The 17,183-nt window shown below is 49.0% G+C and carries 13 protein-coding genes; 5 read left to right on the forward strand and 8 right to left on the reverse strand.

The features are described from left to right. The first annotated feature begins 429 nt into the window (after positions 1–429). Complete coding sequence (locus tag AC58QT_RS12460) at positions 430–1,080, forward strand: ANTAR domain-containing response regulator (RefSeq protein WP_497409238.1); 651 nt, start codon at positions 430–432, stop codon at positions 1,078–1,080. Further along, the gene (locus tag AC58QT_RS12465; protein ID WP_497409239.1) at positions 1,077–2,108 is read left to right on the forward strand and encodes an anthranilate phosphoribosyltransferase; all 1,032 of its coding nucleotides are present in this window, start codon (positions 1,077–1,079) and stop codon (positions 2,106–2,108) included. The genes AC58QT_RS12460 and AC58QT_RS12465 overlap by 4 nt, the downstream gene beginning before the upstream one ends. Positions 2,109–2,187: 79 nt before the next feature. On the opposite strand, the gene AC58QT_RS12470 is transcribed toward AC58QT_RS12465, so the two are convergent. After that, positions 2,188–3,273 carry a CdaR family transcriptional regulator gene (locus tag AC58QT_RS12470; RefSeq protein WP_497409240.1) on the reverse strand — a complete coding sequence of 362 codons (1,086 nt, stop codon included), beginning with the start codon at positions 3,271–3,273 and terminating at the stop codon, positions 2,188–2,190. Positions 3,274–3,416: 143 nt separating this feature from the next. Here AC58QT_RS12470 and AC58QT_RS12475 point away from each other — a divergent pair, with 143 nt between their 5' ends. Genes AC58QT_RS12475 through AC58QT_RS12485 form a run of 3 tightly spaced genes read left to right on the forward strand, consistent with a single transcriptional unit; the run spans position 3,417 to position 5,710 of the window. Further along, positions 3,417–4,535, forward strand: a complete 1,119-nt coding sequence (locus AC58QT_RS12475; protein WP_497409241.1) for a glycerate kinase family protein — start codon at positions 3,417–3,419, stop codon at positions 4,533–4,535. Between the two features lie 18 nt (positions 4,536–4,553). Further along, positions 4,554–5,444, forward strand: a complete 891-nt coding sequence (locus tag AC58QT_RS12480) for an NAD(P)-dependent oxidoreductase (protein WP_497409242.1) — start codon at positions 4,554–4,556, stop codon at positions 5,442–5,444. Further along, a complete protein-coding gene (locus AC58QT_RS12485) occupies positions 5,441–5,710 on the forward strand; it encodes a YciI family protein (protein ID WP_497285461.1) in 270 nt (89 codons plus the stop codon). Before AC58QT_RS12480 ends, AC58QT_RS12485 begins: the two co-directional genes overlap by 4 nt. Positions 5,711–5,832: 122 nt before the next feature. Here AC58QT_RS12485 and AC58QT_RS12490 read toward each other — a convergent pair whose 3' ends face one another. The 7 genes from AC58QT_RS12490 to AC58QT_RS12520 form a co-directional block, all read right to left on the reverse strand. Beyond that, complete coding sequence (locus tag AC58QT_RS12490; RefSeq protein WP_497409243.1) at positions 5,833–7,842, reverse strand: alpha-amylase family protein; 2,010 nt, start codon at positions 7,840–7,842, stop codon at positions 5,833–5,835. 71 nt (positions 7,843–7,913) lie between these two features. Continuing rightward, positions 7,914–9,443, reverse strand: a complete 1,530-nt coding sequence (locus tag AC58QT_RS12495) for a type 2 periplasmic-binding domain-containing protein (protein ID WP_497409244.1) — start codon at positions 9,441–9,443, stop codon at positions 7,914–7,916. Between the two features lie 78 nt (positions 9,444–9,521). Beyond that, complete coding sequence (locus AC58QT_RS12500; RefSeq protein WP_497409245.1) at positions 9,522–11,552, reverse strand: alpha-amylase family protein; 2,031 nt, start codon at positions 11,550–11,552, stop codon at positions 9,522–9,524. A gap of 62 nt (positions 11,553–11,614) precedes the next feature. Further along, positions 11,615–12,493, reverse strand: a complete 879-nt coding sequence (locus AC58QT_RS12505) for a carbohydrate ABC transporter permease (RefSeq protein ID WP_497409246.1) — start codon at positions 12,491–12,493, stop codon at positions 11,615–11,617. A 15-nt stretch (positions 12,494–12,508) separates the two neighbouring features. Continuing rightward, positions 12,509–13,474, reverse strand: coding sequence for an ABC transporter permease (locus AC58QT_RS12510; protein ID WP_497409325.1), 966 nt, complete (start codon positions 13,472–13,474; stop codon positions 12,509–12,511). A gap of 200 nt (positions 13,475–13,674) precedes the next feature. Next, entirely contained in the window at positions 13,675–15,990 is a 2,316-nt protein-coding gene (locus tag AC58QT_RS12515; protein WP_497409247.1) for a helix-turn-helix domain-containing protein, read from the reverse strand. A gap of 273 nt (positions 15,991–16,263) precedes the next feature. Beyond that, the gene (locus AC58QT_RS12520; RefSeq protein ID WP_497409248.1) at positions 16,264–17,040 is read right to left on the reverse strand and encodes a peptidoglycan-binding protein; all 777 of its coding nucleotides are present in this window, start codon (positions 17,038–17,040) and stop codon (positions 16,264–16,266) included. Positions 17,041–17,183 lie beyond the last annotated feature (143 nt).

Consider the following 17,183-nt stretch of genomic DNA (forward strand, 5'->3'; position numbering starts at 1 on the left):
TTCCTACCCTACTTTGTGACTGTACATTAACAGGAAAGGCCGACAAACATACCCATCAATCGTGGGATGTTCATCGGCCTCATTGCCACTGCCGCCACTTCATCGTGATCAGCATGATCGATTATTTGATTCCTTGCATAAAAGAGAACATAAAAAGCCTATCCATTTACGTACTTGTAAGGGGATAGGCGCCATTGCCTTCGTTAGGTGGGTGGCACATCATTGTGCCGATTTCTTAACTTGATTATACGATGCACATAATAACATGTCAATAAACATAACACAAAAATATTGAAAATAAGTACACGGGGAGTATATCGACAAATTTTAGGTGCATATGCTATAGTATTGCCGTATAATAATACCATTCAGCCTTTAAACCTAACATGAACTTATCATGAAAAAGTTATTCAAGATGGAGGTATTCCCATGTTACAATCATTCATATTGGTCGACGAGTTGATGTCAACTCGTTCAGCTACCTCCTCTGAGCCCGCGCATACTGTTCGAACGGAAGATTTTCAAGGAAATGAATTTTTGCCTGCTGAAATTATGAAAGATTTAGGATTTCGTATTTATTCTACATCTAATATGAAAGAAATTTCCTTTATCCTCCCCAATGTCGATGCGGTATTATTATCGGTAGAACCTGAACAAGTAACGGATTGGCGTATACGGCTGCTCGCACAGCGGAGCCTTCCATTGTTCTGGTGGTGTGATACTCATACATTTCCTTCTAATGAATGCAAAATGGATGCAGGCATTGATGGCTTAATCGGATCCAGAATGAGCCCACTGGAAATTCATTGTGCATTGATACTAGGTGTGAACCATTATTTCCAACGAACCGAGTGGCAGCAAGAACGTGAACAGCTTCTTTCCAAGCTCGAAGAGCGCAAGTGGGTTGATCAAGCGAAGCGTATCTTATGCGAAATCAAGGGCATCTCTGAGGCTGAAGCTTATGATTTTCTCCGTAAACAAGCTATGAATGAACGTAAGCGTATGGTCGACGTTGCAACCTCCATCGTCAAGGTATATCAGATACTACAGGATCAGAACAAAGGGGGCCGCAAAAGATGATATCTTTATTAAAAGAAGTGGGTCGCGGTAAACGCGGAGCTAGAGACTTATCCTATGAAGAAGCTGCACAAGCAGCCGAACTTATTTTGACCGGTAAAGCCACGCAAGCCCAAATTGGCGCTTTTCTTGTAGCAGAACGAATTAAAATGGAATCTCCTGATGAGATCAAAGCCTTCATTCATGCGCTGCGCCAACGAGTAAGCACATATCCCATAGCAGGAAGTATGGACTGCGCTGGCCCGTATGATGGCCGTTCGCGTACATTCATCGCGACATTGCCAACCGCCTTCGTGCTCGCAGCCTGCGGATTGCCAACAACTTTGCACGGCAGTCCGAGCATGCCGCCCAAATGGGGTATCACCATATCCGATGTGCTTGCAGCCTTAGGTGTAAATGCGCTGGAAGCATCGCGAGAAGCTTTGATTTCCGCTGCAGCGCGGACAGGATTCCTGTTCACCCCTACTGAGAGCTGGTGTCAACCACTGGGTGAACTGCGCGAGTTGCGCAAAGAACTTGGTTTGAGAACGGTGTTCAATACCGCAGAGAAATTACTGCGCTTCACAGAAGCTCCTTACATGGCTGTCGGCGTGTTTCATGGTACTGTGTTTGAGAAAGTTACGAATTTATTGATCGAGCTCGGAGTTTCTCGCGGTATTGTGGTGCAAGGCATGGAAGGCTCCGAAGACCTGAGCGTTGAAAAACGGACTAGAACTTATCTCATTCAAGATGGGGCTAGCGAGCTATTCATCATTGACCCTGAAATTTATGAACTTATGGTTGAAGTGCCAGAAGTGGAATGGACGGCTGAACTTCAAGCAGAGACCACATTATCCGTCCTTCGCGGTGATGCGGCACTTCCTTACTTAAATATGGTGCTGCTCAATAGTGCTGTCCGGTTGTGGGTCTCGCAGAAAGCAGGCTCTATCGAGGAAGGCATCTATATGGCACGTCATGCGATTGAACAAGGCGCAGCCCTTCAGAAGTATAACGAATGGACAGAAGCCATCAAACCTGTATCAACGAAATAATTCAATATATTCTCAGTGAATGAGGGTGCTCCAAAGCCATGTAAGCGGCGGGGCACCCTTTTTTTATCTTAGAACCTCTTTATTCCTTGAGCCATACTAGAAATTGCAACGAAATCGCATCCTGGAATAGCTGAGGGTCATAGCCCGTCAATTCCTTTACTTGCGTCAGACGGTAAACTAATGAATTGCGATGAATTTCCAGCCGCTCGGCCGTTCTGGCGATGTTCAAGTTGTACTCGAGGAATAAACGCAGCGTCACAAGCAGCTTCTCTGGAAGCTTCGGCAGATGCCGCCCCATGAACCTTTCCTTAGACTCCGTCGGCACTTCACTAAGGAGCGCTTGGGTTTCCACCTCAAGATACCCAGTAATCGCCCTCCCCTGCTTCAATCCAAGCCTAAGCGCCGCACACGCTTCTTGGTAAGCATAGGCGATATCCTCGAATGAGCACACGGAGGAGCTCATGCCGGACTGCGCTTCAATGCCCTGATTGCCTAACAGATCCTGCAGTCGCTCCAAATCTCTCCGCACACGAGCCTCCGTTCTGTCATAAAAGACAATAACCCACGTATGGACATTGAGAAAGCTGCTAACCAGTCTGGCATTCCCCATAACGGATTCAGCCAAGCGCAGCACAGACTGCGAATACGAGGTTCGATTTGGCAAATAGACGACAGCCAGCTGATACGGCGGTTTCATGGTCATTTTTAACGTATCAAGTCGATGAAGTGCTCCTTGAAGATTTTGGTTTTCCGCACGAATGAGTTCCTCCACTACGATATCCATCGTAATTTGCTGCCATTCTGTTTGAAGCTTCAAATAGTTTTGCTTCAGCATCATTTCCGTCGTCATTTTCACCAATTCCCCATAAGGCAAAATTTCCTCTGGAGCCCCTGTGACGCCGATTACGCCAACCGTTCGGTTCTGGAACATAATGGGGAGATTAACCCCGACATTTGCGCCTCGCCAAAGCCCTTGGTTATCAGGCGATATGACCAGTGTCTGCCCTGTGCGGATAACCTCAGCTGCTGCTTCATGATACGTGTCGAGCCGCACCGCATCCCCGCTTGCTATAATACTGCCGTTTTCATCCATGATGTTTATATTTCGGTCTAAACGTCTCATCGTCTCTTCTACGATTTCTTGCGCCAAATCGCGTGTCAACATACGTGGTCACCTCATTCATTTTTCTGCATAATAACCAAAAACAAAAGGATTTCTTGCCCTCATTTTGTATGCCATCTATAAAGACTTTGCTTTCTAGTGCGAGCTATAATTTAGTTATAAATCAAATGAAAGGAGTCACCCACATGAACATTGTGATTGCGCCGGACTCCTTCAAAGGCAGTCTCACCTCCTTGGAGGCGGGAACTATTATGAAGCAAGCCATTCTACAGGAAGTCCGAGACGCCGTCGTAACTGTCATTCCAATCGCCGACGGGGGCGAAGGCACGGTAGATACGTTGGTAGCTGCCACGGACGGTACTCTTTTTCCCTTAAAGGCAACGGGGCCACTGGGAGAAAGCGTTGAAGTCCAGTTTGGCCAACTGCCAGGGGGGATGGCCGTGCTCGAAGCAGCAAGCATATGTGGCTTGGTCATGATTACTCCCATTCAGAGGAATCCAATGAGAACCACTTCGCGCGGTATCGGCGAGGTACTTCAGGCAGCGATGGATCAAGGGCACCGAAGCTTCATCCTAGGACTTGGAGGGAGCGCAACGAACGATGGCGGAATTGGAATGCTCCAAGCACTTGGCGGCCTCTTCCTGGATGCCAACGGGAACCCAGTCGACGGCTTTGGCGATTCACTGACAAACATTCGATCAATCGACTTATCAGGAGTAGACGTCCGCTTGAAGGACTGCGACATCCAAGTGGCCTGCGATGTCAAGAATCCCCTTTGCGGCGATACTGGAGCGACCCATGTGTTCGGTCCGCAGAAGGGTGGGACTCCGGAGCAGCTTCAAATGCTTGAAGCTGCCATGCAAGCCTATGCAGCTAGGGTTGAAGAACAGCTGGGACAACCAGGGCTAAGCCAGCTGCCAGGAGCTGGGGCAGCTGGAGGACTTGGCTTCGCTATGCTGGTGCTAGGCGCAAAGTTGACGCCCGGCGCAGAGGTGCTTGCAGCAGCTGTCAAACTGCCAGAGCACATTGCGGCGGCGGACTGGGTCATCACCGGTGAGGGCCGAAGCGATTCTCAAACACTCTACGGCAAGCTTCCAATTCACGTTGCCGCATTGGCCCAAGCCGCCAAGGTCCCCGCGCTGCTCGTCTCAGGCAGTCTAGGCTCTGGAGCGGAAGGGCTGCTGGACCATTTTCATGCTACTTTCTCCATCGTTCCTGAACCTGTGACACTCGACGCTTGTATGGAGAACGCCGGGACGTATTTGTACGAACGGGTACGCAATATTGCCAGATTATTAAAATAGTGATAGGAGACTGAGACCATGACTAAAGTAGGTTTTATCGGACTAGGCAATATGGGCTTGCCAATGGCAACCAATTTATTCAAAGCTGGCTTCGAGGTATACGGCTTGAACCGAAGTCCTGGAGCGGAGCAACGTTTCGCTGAAGCCGGAGGCCAGACAGGTCTTTCTTTGCAAACACTCAGTAAGGAAATGGACGTATTGATGACCTGTCTCCCCTTGCCACAAGATGTGGAACATGTGTATCTAGGAGAAAACGGCATCCTATCTAATGGACGTACCGGACTCATTCTTCTCGATTTTAGTACTGTTTCCCCGGAACTAAACAAAAAAATTGCCGCTGCGGCTGAGGCCAAAGGTATGGCGTTTCTAGATGCCCCAGTCAGCGGAGGAACAGCAGGCGCGATATCGGCTACGCTCAGTATCATGGTCGGCGGCAAGGCAGAAGTGTTCGAGTCCACAAAGCCCCTGCTTGACGCTCTTGGCAAAAATATCTACCATGTCGGCGAGGTAGGCAGCGGTACGGTTGTGAAACTGATTAACCAGCTCATGGTGGGCATTCACACCCAGGCCGCCAGTGAAGCACTAGTTCTAGGACAGCAGTTGGGGGCAAACTTGAGTACCCTCGTGCAAATTTTAAGCAACAGCTTCGCCCAAAGCCGGATCCTCGACCGGCACTACAACAGCTTCATCGCCAAGGATCAGTTCGAGGCTGGCTTTGCCCTGAAGTTGCTGCATAAGGATGTCGCTTTGGTTCAGCAAGTGGCAGACGAGCTCAATTTGGAACTGCCGATGGGAGCCAAAGCGCTACAGTTGCTTAGCGAAGTTAAACAGACCGAGCTCGCAGAAAAGGACATGTCCGCGATGTATTTATTCCAACAAAACAAAACGAACGGAGGAAACCATCAATGAAATACTTTGCATGCTTTCTACCCATGCTGGATGCACAAAAGAGTCAGACATTCCGCCCTCAGCACCTCGACTACCTAGAGAAAAAACGTAGTGAAGGCAACATCTTTGCTAACGGCCGCTTCGTTGACGGCAGTGGAGGTCTAGTCATTTATATGGCCGAATCCGAAGAAGCAGCCAAATCTTTTGCCGAGAATGATCCGTTTGTCATCGAAGGAGCCAGAGGCTATGAAATCCACGAGTGGGATATTGTGATTACTGGGAAGTAAGCCCGTTGTGAAAGCAAGCCTTTGGCGATCTGCCAAGGGCTTATTTCCACATGAGTGATACGTCGATAACAAGCAATTGGAGGCCCAGCCGTAGGTTATGCAGGGCCTCCCTTTGATCCAGCTTACACGCGAATTACAATCGATGCAAAATCCTTCAACTCCGCTATCCGAAGGGTAACCGACTGATCCGTATTCCTATAGTCAACCTTGGATTTGGTCACCAAATCTTCAGCACTCTGACATTCCCCTAATTCGCGAAGTGAAAGCTCAATCCCGTACACCGGAATCGGCTCGTGATAAGTTATACCATTGAAGCCTGATAGATTAAGCAAATGAAGCAAGTACGTGCCGTGATCCAGACGATGAAAAAACACCTCCACGCAAGAAGGAACATTCGTAGCCAGTTTCCAACACTGATCCGCTGCATGCTCCAGAAGGTCAAGCACCACGTTCTTATGATCGGCATAGCCATGTTTATAGTACAGTGTGCCGGCTTGCCATGGCATGACGATGGCCCTTCCCTTTGAATTCGCAGCAACTAGCGCCCCTGCTGTCTGTGCGATGATGCGATGTCCGAACGCCCGCTCCGGCGGACCGTAAGTTGAGGGTTCCACTAGCGGAAGCTCACGTAGCGCTCTTGTGCCCGGCTGCAGACGATAGAACGGTCCATCTAGGAATACCCAATCCCGCTGAGGGAAACGCGAGAATAGTTCCTTATCTTCCGTCCATAAGTAGGCCGCCTCCTGGTTGTAAAGATGAACCCCCTCCACGCTTGCATCGAATACGTGCCGCAGAAACTCCTGCTCCTTCGCCCCCTCAGTAAAAGCTCCTCCGGTTGCAAGCAGGCTGACGCCCATCTCATAAGCCCGCTCCAGCACCTCCAGCTCCTCGTCGGTGAAACCCGACGTATCTGGGATGAGGATTACCTTGTAGCCCTTAAGGCGCTCAGCATGGACCGCAAGCGTGCTTTGGTGAATGACATCAAAGAGAATGTGTTCCTCCTTTAGCATTTTGTACAAGCCGAAATATTCCTTCATATGTTTCTGCACAGGTCTTCCCGGCTTTATCAGTGCTACATCCGCCATCGAGTGAAACTGTCCGTAATAACGCTCATTCTCTTTGTGATAGTTGAAAATCTCAGCTACGGTTGGGAGATTTTCCCTATCTGGATAATCTTCGAACACACCGATGATGCAGAAGTCTAATCCCGATCCACTGGCCAGCCCTTCCTTCAGCCGAATGTTGATTTCATGGTTCGAGACGCCTGTAAATCGGTGAACGAGATCAATCGCGTTGATGCTGCAGTTGCTGACGAGCTTATCCTCCCAGCTATCCTCTAGCGACTGTACGTTCTCCGAAGCGGAGTACAGCCAGACAGGCTGCGGCCGGTGAATGTCAGTATTGGACTCCTTACGGACAATATCAACCTTGTACTCGTTATAGGTGGAGATGGCGATCTCTCTGCCCTTGCTTTTCACAAGCTCATGAATACGGTCCAGAATTTGTTTCGTCGTCACTTTCTGAAACGTCTTATACTGCCGGTACACTGGATCTTCGAGACTTTCCGTCTTCGGAAGCGCTTGACCGCCACTGAACTCCCGGAACCCAGCCTGACAGCTGTCACAGAAACAGATGCCATAATGCTTGCCGCTGTAGTCCTTCGTTTGATACCCGAACATATTGAAGAAGATGCCGTCCACCTCATACCGGGTAAGCACCTCATCGATGACCTGGAGAGAGTACTCCTGTTGATAAAAGCTATTCACACAGGTATGTACGATACCGTGATAATTAACCTCCTTACCCTCCTTGGTCCGGTAGAACCATTCCGGTCGCTTATGAAAAATCGATTCGTGTGCCTTGCTGAAATCGAACCGCGCAATAAACCTCATCCCGTTCGCGTGCGTTTTTTCCACGGCCTCTTGAAGTAAATCCTTGCTTTGCCCAGCAGCACGGTAATGATACGCAAGCTCTGTCGGATAAAAGGCCACGATCCCACCGGCATTCATCATCAACACGTTCGCTGATAACTCCTTCAACTTCGATACTAAGGAGTCCACGTCCAAATTCGCATCGGATTCACGCAAATTATTTTGAATTAAACGCAGTTTATTCGTCGTCCACCAAGCCATGACACTCTCTCCTCTCATTGACAGACGGTTACCAAGGAAGTTCCCTGATAACCGTTGTGGCACAGCTTTATTTATTTTTTGTGAAATTCCTTGTATGCTTCAGCATTTTCCACGAAAGCCTTCTTCATCTCAGGCAAATTGTTCAGTTTCTCGACATAAGCCTTATACTCGTCCATGGAAATTTGGCTAACGATTGCCTTGGTCACCATTGATTTGAACTCGCTCTCATACTTCGGCCAAGTGTTGTTGAAGGTTGCGGAATACACGTAGCGGAACGGATCAACCTTGCCGATCGTGTCGTACTGCTCAACTTCCTTCTTCTTCGCATCGTTGTACGTTTTGTCACCAGAAGCACTCTCCACCTTGCCCCATTTGGCATAAGCTAGCACACCTGCGCCTTTGCTTGTCGTGTTGACTTCCTTGACACCTTGATCCGTCAATACCTTCTGTCCTCCAACTACTTTGTGGTGAACGCCCTCTGTACCATAATAGCCAAAGTCAGTCATTTCATCAGAAGCCGTGTAATCAAAATATTTTAGCAGCTGCTTCACCTTGGCCTCCGGCACCTTCTTACTAATGTAATACCCACCAGAAACCCCTGTTGAAAGAACGATAGCATTGTCCTTCGGTCCCTTTAGAGTTAGGTTGATAATCTTCGGGTTCGGCTGTGTCTTGCTGATCGAATCCTCCCACTCCTTATCCCACCACACGCTTCGCGCATAGGAAGCCGCACGGCCAGTCTTATACAACTCTTCCGCCTGCGTCTTTTTCATAACCGCGAATTCCTTAGGCAGCACACCGTCGGTGTACAATCCACGGAACCATTTGACCATCTCCGTATATTGCGGGGTCAGCCGCTTATCCATCATCCCGCCCTCACTATTGTAGGTCGGTTCCAGAGCCCCGAAACCAGCAGCGAACGCATCATCTCCGTCGCTAATAATGACGCCATGTCCGATAAGACCCAGCGTATCTTTTTTGCCGTTGCCGTCCGGATCGCTATCGATGATCTTCTTCAAAGCGGCTCCATACTCATCCAGCGTGGTTGGTACAGGGATATTCAGCTTATCGAGCCAATCCTTACGAATCTTGATACCGTTATCGATTCGGGAACGGGAGCGTGGAACCGCGTAGATCTTGCCGTCAACTGACAAGTACTTCTGCCAATCCGGAGCCATATTTTTCTTCAGGTTCGGATATTGGCTTAGATCCCCTAGGAAAGGCGTAAGATCCCAGAAGGCACCATTCTTGATCGCACTGCGTAGTGTCGGCCAAGTAGAGTCCGGAGAGGCAACCACTTCGGGAAGGTCTGCGGAGGCGAACAACAGATCCGCCTTGGTCTTCAAATCTCCGTCTGGCACCCATTCGATGTCGAGCTTGGTGTTTGTTCGCTTCTGCCACTCCGTCCAGTACGCATTGTTCATATCCGGCACTTCATTATATAAGCCCGCGAAAATTTTAATCGTAAGTGGTGCGTTATCGGTCTTAGTCCCACTCGTTGCTGCTGATTTAACGGGTTCATTCGATCCCGAGCAAGCAGCCAATAGCGATATAGCCACGAAACAAGACATGATTGCCGTATATTTCTTTAGTGCTTTCATATTGATACATCCCCCTTAAGGTTGGTCCTGCCTATCCTGCCTAGTACAATGCAAAAACTTTCGTTATCCCTGATCATATCACGATTCGCCTGTTTCGATGAGTAAGCACTCCCAAATCTGCAGCTCTGGCACTTCCACATGAAGCATCCCCTGACGGACGGAATACGTCGACGGCTCCCCGCCGATCAACTGCCGGACTGACTTTACGCTTCTTCCGTTCAAACGCAGCTTCACTTGGATGCCATAAAGAGGCAGCTCGGTCGAGAGCGGTCGTCTTCCAGCCCCATTAACCAAATGGACAAGCATGTCGGCCCCCTTCTCGAAAGCTGTCACCTGCAGCCCTTGATAGTGAGTCGTCTCTAGCAACTTCTCTTCTCCTAGCGCCAGATCGATTGCATTAGCGAGCAGTTGGTAATGCTCATCTAACTTAAACTCATTAATGAGATGACTCAGTGAAAACGGGAAGTACAGCGCATGGCCTTCGCCGGAGGCAGCACGCAGCGCAAGCGGAATGTCGGTATGGCTGACGGCCAATGACGCACGCTCAGGCGGTGCTCCTACGCTTTCCATCGGTGAGAACGGCGGTACCAGTGTTGCCAATATCTGAGTCTCCGCATTGGCCGGCCGGGTATAGACGACCCTGCCACGGTGCGCGATTAGCTCCGTTTGTTCCAAGTCCTTTTGCAGTGGATTACGGTCTCCCTCAAATCTCAAATACGATGCCATCAAATATTCACTGCTGTATTGATCTTTTGATATACCAAGCAGGGACTGAAGTTCCATCCGTTCTGGAATTGCTCCTTCTACCAGAATTTGGCCCCCTGCATGCACGTAGGATGTAATTGCAGCGAGAAATTCTTCGGTATAATTCATTCCCTCGGGAATCACAAGAGCCTTATACTGCTGCAACCTCTCCAGCTTCGCCTGATCCACCAGGAGCACATCGAACAAGATTTGCCGGGCAATAAGCCCATCAGCCCAGCCCTCTGCTGTAGCATCTGCCGTCCACATCAGAGCCACCTGCGCTACGGTTTGTGCATCCTCCATGTAGTTCTCTACTTTGGCTGCGTTCCGATTGAACTCGGACACAATATCCAGAATGCGCTTATCTGTAATGGTTTCCGGAATACCCGTGAGCGAATGCCAGATACTCCCGCCATGAGCCGGAATTTGCGACAGCCAGAAGCGGTACTCCGCTGGAGGCAGTCCCGTATGACGCCAATCCATACCTGGGCTGGAATGCACGATACCGAAAGGTGCTGGTCGCTCTGGCAGCGATCGGCCCAGCTTGATACTCAGTGCGGGCTTCCAGAACTCAGGGATGTGTCGATGCCCGAGCGACAAAATGTCTTGCGGCTCCGTGCAGAGCATATCCGTCGTTTGTGCACGATCAAATAAGTTGTCCTTGTACAGGTTGTAGTACAAGATCATTGGAACCTCAGGACGAGTCTGTTTAATGAAGGTATACAAATTATCCATGTTGTCTCTCATACACGTCGATGCCCAATCCGCTGCAAACTCCTTGACGTCAAGCGGCAACTCTCTTCCGTATACGGACCGATACTTCCTCCGGCAGCCCTCGCAATGACAGGCAACATACCCTGGCGCATTAAAGAAAATGCCGTCCACGTCATAGCCTCTTAATATCTCTTCAAGCACAGGGATGGCTACCGCTTCATTGCGGTAAGCGCTGTTAATGCAAGTCGACATCAGCAGGGACCAATTTCCCGGTCTGTTCGCCCCGATGATCTGCGGCTCGCCGTTCGCTTGACGAACAAACCATTCGGGACGGCTCAGGTAAGCCGAATCCTCGGTCTTACTGAAATCGAGCCGGGCTATAAAGCGGATATCCTGCTTGTGGCACTCCTCGATCACCGCCTGGAGCAAGTCAAACGAGGCGGGCAGATGCTCATTCACCGTATGGTACGGCACTTTTGTCGGATACCAGGCATAAATGCCTCCAACATTAAAGACAATCGTATTCGCTCCCATGCTTTTCATCTGTGCTGCGAGCTGCTCCGGATCAATTAAATCGGTATCCCTTACCTGCAAATTCGGTTGGATGACTCGCAGTGGCCTTTGCCACCATGCTTTGCTTTCTATACTCATAGGTTCCTCCTAAATTTGACCCGTCTGCGTGCCTGATTGGGTCACGAATGTATTAGCATAAACTATCCCTTCACCGAGCCTAGCATCACTCCCTTAGCGAAATGCTTTTGCAGAAATGGATACACAATCAGAATTGGACCCATCGCCAGCATAATTGAAGCCATGCGAATGGTCTCTTGCGGCACCAGTCTGTCGTCCCCCCCAGACTGACCAACGCCAATGGTGTCTGAATCAATGACGAGCGTTTTGATAAGCACCTGCAAGGTCCACTTTTTGGAATCAGAAATATAAATAAGTGCATTGAAGTACGTATTCCAATGGGATACGGCGAAGAACAAAGTGAAAGCCGCAATTGCTGGCAGGGACAACGGAATAACAATACGCAGGAATACCCCGATATCGGAGCAACCATCGATCTTAGCTGCATCCTCCAGCTCAGCTGGAAGCGATTCCATGAAACTCTTAATGACGAGCAAGCTCCACGCATTCGTAAGAGCTGGCCAGATCAGAGCCGAATAGGAATTGAGCATGCCCAACTGTTTGATCAACAAGTAGCTCGGCACGATTCCTGCACTGAACACGAGTGTGAAGATGACCCCCATGAGCATCAGTCCGCGTCCCGGCATCTGTTTTTTCGTCAACGCATAGGCAAGAGAGAACGAGACGACAAGGTTCAATACCGTACCTACGATGGTTATAAACGCCGTGCTCTTCAGCGCATTCAAGAAACTGTCCGTCGATAAAATATATTTATAGGCCGACAAGGACCATTTCTCCGGAAAAATATAAAATTCCAGCGGCACATAAGATTCTGGGTCCGTGAAGGAAACACTGAACACGTAGAGAAACGGGAATACGCATATCAGAGAGATCACGGCAAGAAGCGTGTAGTTCACATAATCAAACATTTCTAACTTTTTCTTTCGCGTAACAAAGCTCATATCAGCACCTCCTTGTTAATAGATCCCATCGTGTCCAAGTTTTTTCACGATATAGTTGGAAGTCATGACCAGTACGAAACCGACCACGCCTTTAAACATACCTACCGTAACCCCAGCGCTGATCTGCCCCTTGAGTATCCCCTGGGTGTAGGCATACGTATCGAATACCTCCGCCATGGAAATGACGAGCGGATTGATCATCAACAGGATCTGCTCGAAGCCTACGTCAGCCATCTGACCGAGCCGCAGAATAAGCAGGATCAAGATGGTCGGGCGAATAGCAGGCAGCGTGATGTGCCAAATCTGTCTCCACCGATTGGCTCCGTCGACGACGGCCGCCTCATACCCCTGCGGATCGACTCCCGCCATGGCAGCCAGGAAAATGATTGTCCCCCAACCTGCTTCCTTCCACATGTTTTGCGCCGTAATGAGTCCCCAGAAGTAGTTAGGGTTCGATAAGAACGCAATGCTCTCGCTTCCGGACTCCGTAATCAGCTTATTTATGATTCCGACATCCGTTGAGAGGATAAAGAACGTCATACTCGCCACGACGACCCAAGACAGAAAATGCGGCAGATACACGATAGACTGGTTAATCCGCTTAAAGGTCTCGTGACGCACCTCATTGAGCATCAGGGCCAAAAGAATTGGAAACGGAAACATAAAGACTAGCCCAAAAATATTGATCGCGAATGTGTTTCTCAACATCATATAGAAATTACTATCGCTGAAGAGCTCGGTGAAATGCTTTAAACCTACCCACTCGCTGCCCCAGAAGCCGCTGTACGGATTGTAATCCTTAAAGGCAAGCAACAGTCCCCACATGGGCACAAACTTGAATAGGATAAAATAAAGAATGCCCGGCAGTGCCAGCATGTAAATATATTTATGCTGCAGCACACGGTGCCGAAGGCGCGACCAATAGACTTGCTTGGGGACTGTCGCCGTTGTCAGGCGGGGACGGGCTCTGGATGTCTCCATCATTTCAATGCACCTCTTTCGGTTAGTTCGGGATGAACATTATCCCCCTGTGAGCTTATTGTAGGATAGTCGAAAATGGCGGTATAGAGACAATACTTGCTTTGGACAAGCCCAAACTTGCAAGGTCAAATTCTGTCTTGTGCTTGGCAGTCAAAAAAATAGAGACCCGACTAATGTCAGGCCTCGAAAGTTTGGCAGCATTACCTATAGGCGGAACGGAACATACTCGGTGTCATTTGTACCTTGCGCTGGAATATACGGGTCAGATTCCGCTCTGAATATCCGATGAGAGCTGAGATCTCACTTATGCTCTGGTCCGTCTCTAGCAGCAGGAACTTGACCTCCTCCACTTTGGATTCAACGACGTAATCTAGGAAATTGATTCCCATTTCCTTTTTGAACAACCGACTGATGTAAGACGGACTCATCCCGACAAGCTCAGCACACTGCACCAGCGTGAGATCTTCTCTGCAATGCTCGCGAATATACTGGCAGATCTGGCGGATAGCCGACTGTCCATTATCGTTCAGCGTCTCCTCTGTCAGTCGCTTATTCAATGGGAAAAGTACGCCAGTGAACCAATCGTTGATGTCTCTTGAGGTATGCTTGCTCTCCAGCTGTCCGAACAGATTGTGCTCCAGAATATCTAGAATGCTGCCGCCCTGCTTTTCCAAAGAGGTAATAATAGCGGAAAGCAGAACAGAATAACTCTGGTGTATAAAATGATACGACTTCGACTGCTGCAGCGCCTTTGTGAATTTCTCAAGTGATTGCTCCGCCAGCTGCGTTTCTCCTTTGGACAGTGCGTCGATAATCGTTCCTTCCAGTTCCCTCGGGTAACGGAATACAGAACGGGGCTTCGTGCTTTCCAAATCCTCGATGTAGAGAATAGAAGCTGTATCCTGATAGATCCGATATTGCAGCGCAACGACAGCTTCTTTGTACGAAACTGGCACATCAGCAATATGTGAGTAGCAGCGCCCGATTCCTACAGATACCTCAAAGGACAAGTAACTCTGGAGCGAATCACTCACCGCTTGAGCGAAGGCAATCATCCGCTGCGGCAGATTGCCCTGCTCTTCCATATCGTCCCAGCGAATCAGTCCTACGCCTCTTCCATCATATGGGAATACATAACCCTGTAGATCCGGATTTGCCCCCATCATTTCCTGAATGACATTCGTTAGCGCAAACGCAATAATCGGTTTGTCACTCGGCAGGAATCGAGTTTCTCTAATGGCATTCTCAACTTCCACCACCATGACCCCGTACGTCGCTTTCACCGTCAGTCCGTACATATCGCAATCGTGAAGCAGCGAGTCACTGAGAATATAATCGCCATTTACCAGCTGCTGAAGGCATCGTTCCCGCAAGGTCGGCTGTACCTTCTCCATATACTTGCCGAGCCTCTGGGATTCCTTATTCAAATAATCGAGACATGCCCGAATATATTCCAGTTCATTCTCGCTTCCTTGAATCCGACCAGCTCCAAGAAACCTGCTATGCTTGATTAATTGATCGATCGGGCTATACACCCGCTTCGTGCTTACATACGTAAACATCGCAGCTAGTGTGATGATAAAAAACAGAACCGCAATCGTCAGCACCCGGATCCAAGCCAATTTGTCGGCAATGATGTCCTCTGGAATTATGGATACGTACGTGCGCCCAAACGTGCTTTTCATGTAGGAGACATGCGCTTCACTCCCATCCTGCCGGGTCTCATAGAAGCTGCCGATGCTGTCTTGCGCTGCGGTAATGGTTTCGTAACCAGACCATGCTTCCATATGGATGGGCTTCTCACTGTGTTTCGGCTGCCCCAAAGTGCTAAGAAATACCAGTTCCTTCCCCATGGGAATCACTTCAGCTTTTTCAGGAAGGAACCGAACGATCTCCCCAATGTCCACTTGCAATCCCAAAATGCCCTGCACATTGCCGCTCCCGCCTACAGGCACCTTACGGACGAAGGTGATCAAACCCTCCTGCGAGCTCGTTGGTAAATAAATCCACTTTGCCGGACTTGTATCGTTCAAGAGCTGCTGGATATCCGCTTTGTATTTATAATTCTCAAGCTCCATGGAGCCATAATTATTCGTAAGAACGATGCTTTCCAGCGAACTGTAAAAAAAGATCTCTTTTATGAATTCATTCGTATTCTTAACCAGCGCAATCTTATTGACCAAATCCAGATGCCAAATTAATGGCATATCCGTAATCCGCCCGGCGAACAAATCTGTCATAATCGGGTCAGCCGCCAGCTGCAGAGAGTCCTTCTCGATTCCTTGGAGCATCCGCTCCGCCCTGTCTTTGGTCAATACGAGTGTGGAGTTGCTCTCGTCAATAATTTGCTCTTTTGTCCGCTCCATTGAAATTTGGTAATACACCAGACCCGCAATCATAATCGGCAGACAAACCGATAAACACCCGACCCAAATCAGCCTATTCAGATACGTGCCGCTGCGGTCGTTCCCCCCCGGATAAAACCATCGTCTCCAGCTGTTCAACCAGTTCGCCATTGGTCCCCTCCTCTGCCTTCTGCATCTTGTACACGCCAGCCAGCCTTTCTTCATTGTAAAAGAAAATGCTTGATTGCAAAACCGACATTTCTTGTTTTCGGACATAGGGATACGTGAAGGCGACATGCTGCAGGAGTAGTGCAAGAAATGTCTTGTCAGATGCAGGAGATGACAAAAAGTGTCCAGTGCAAAAAAAGTCTCGGCCGGTGACCTGAAGTTCCATTACTTACGGAACATGCAGGCTCACAGGCCAAGACTTTTAATTTGCCATTTCTATTTACCAATAAACTGTTGGGTAAACATTTTGCCGCACGGTCCGCCGTCCACAATACCGATGCCAATGTGCGTATAATCTTTACTCAGAATATTAGCCTTATGTCCTGGAGAGTTCATTAGTGCTTCATGCGCCGCTTGAACCCCTTGGTTGCAAGCAATGTTCTCCCCTGCTGCATTATACGTAATTCCGAATTTCTCCATCATATCGAATGGTGAACCATACGTTGGCGAATCATGGGAGAAATATTTGTTATCCACCATATCTTGGCTTTTGAGACGAGCTGTTTTGGTGAGCTCTAGGTCCGCTGTAAGCGCTGAGAGTCCAGCTGTCGCACGTTCTTTATTCACAAGATCCAGCATTTGCTGCTCTTCCACCGTTAAGCCGGATGTCGAAGGAACCTTCGCCTCTGGCGTTGGACTCGGTGTAATCGGCGACGGTGCTGGCGTCGGTGTTGGTGCTGGCGTCACCTTCTTCGGAATCTTCAGATTCCCATATGCCCAGAGAATGGATTGTAAGGTCTGATCGTCAACATTTCCCGTTACCGGCAAACCATATCTGCTTTGAAAAGCTTTAACCCCAGCTTGTGTTTGATTGCCATAATAGCCTGTAATGGGTCCTGAATAGTAACCAAGAGACTTCAGCATCCCTTGAACCGCGTAGACATCAGGGCCTTTCGCTCCTTTGCCATATGCAAATACAGTCGTTGTAGAAGCACTGAACAAGACCACACAGATGAGGGCTATCCAGATCAACCTCTTTTTGCCTTGTAACATGCGTTACGTTCACTTCCTGTCATCTTCAGTATCTTCGCCACACTATGGACGATAAGGGTAGCATTTCCTTTGGAACATCCTTTTATCCAAATGATGAAAGAAGAACTATAGGCCCCCTTATTTACATAGAACCCCCTAAACAT

This window comes from Paenibacillus sp. J31R109, from assembly GCF_059692055.1.

Bases quoted from the DNA above. Each gene is read 5' to 3' on its own strand.
- AC58QT_RS12480 (WP_497409242.1), top strand. From the start codon at position 4,554: ATGACTAAAGTAGGTTTTATCGGACTAGGCAATATGGGCTTGCCAATG.
- AC58QT_RS12465 (WP_497409239.1), top strand. From the start codon at position 1,077: ATGATATCTTTATTAAAAGAAGTGGGTCGCGGTAAACGCGGAGCTAGA.
- AC58QT_RS12470 (WP_497409240.1), bottom strand. From the start codon at position 3,273: ATGTTGACACGCGATTTGGCGCAAGAAATCGTAGAAGAGACGATGAGA.
- AC58QT_RS12520 (WP_497409248.1), bottom strand. From the start codon at position 17,040: ATGTTACAAGGCAAAAAGAGGTTGATCTGGATAGCCCTCATCTGTGTG.
- AC58QT_RS12510 (WP_497409325.1), bottom strand. From the start codon at position 13,474: ATGGAGACATCCAGAGCCCGTCCCCGCCTGACAACGGCGACAGTCCCC.
- AC58QT_RS12505 (WP_497409246.1), bottom strand. From the start codon at position 12,493: ATGAGCTTTGTTACGCGAAAGAAAAAGTTAGAAATGTTTGATTATGTG.
- AC58QT_RS12500 (WP_497409245.1), bottom strand. From the start codon at position 11,552: ATGAGTATAGAAAGCAAAGCATGGTGGCAAAGGCCACTGCGAGTCATC.
- AC58QT_RS12460 (WP_497409238.1), top strand. From the start codon at position 430: ATGTTACAATCATTCATATTGGTCGACGAGTTGATGTCAACTCGTTCA.
- AC58QT_RS12495 (WP_497409244.1), bottom strand. From the start codon at position 9,443: ATGAAAGCACTAAAGAAATATACGGCAATCATGTCTTGTTTCGTGGCT.
- AC58QT_RS12485 (WP_497285461.1), top strand. From the start codon at position 5,441: ATGAAATACTTTGCATGCTTTCTACCCATGCTGGATGCACAAAAGAGT.
- AC58QT_RS12515 (WP_497409247.1), bottom strand. From the start codon at position 15,990: ATGGCGAACTGGTTGAACAGCTGGAGACGATGGTTTTATCCGGGGGGG.
- AC58QT_RS12490 (WP_497409243.1), bottom strand. From the start codon at position 7,842: ATGGCTTGGTGGACGACGAATAAACTGCGTTTAATTCAAAATAATTTG.
- AC58QT_RS12475 (WP_497409241.1), top strand. From the start codon at position 3,417: ATGAACATTGTGATTGCGCCGGACTCCTTCAAAGGCAGTCTCACCTCC.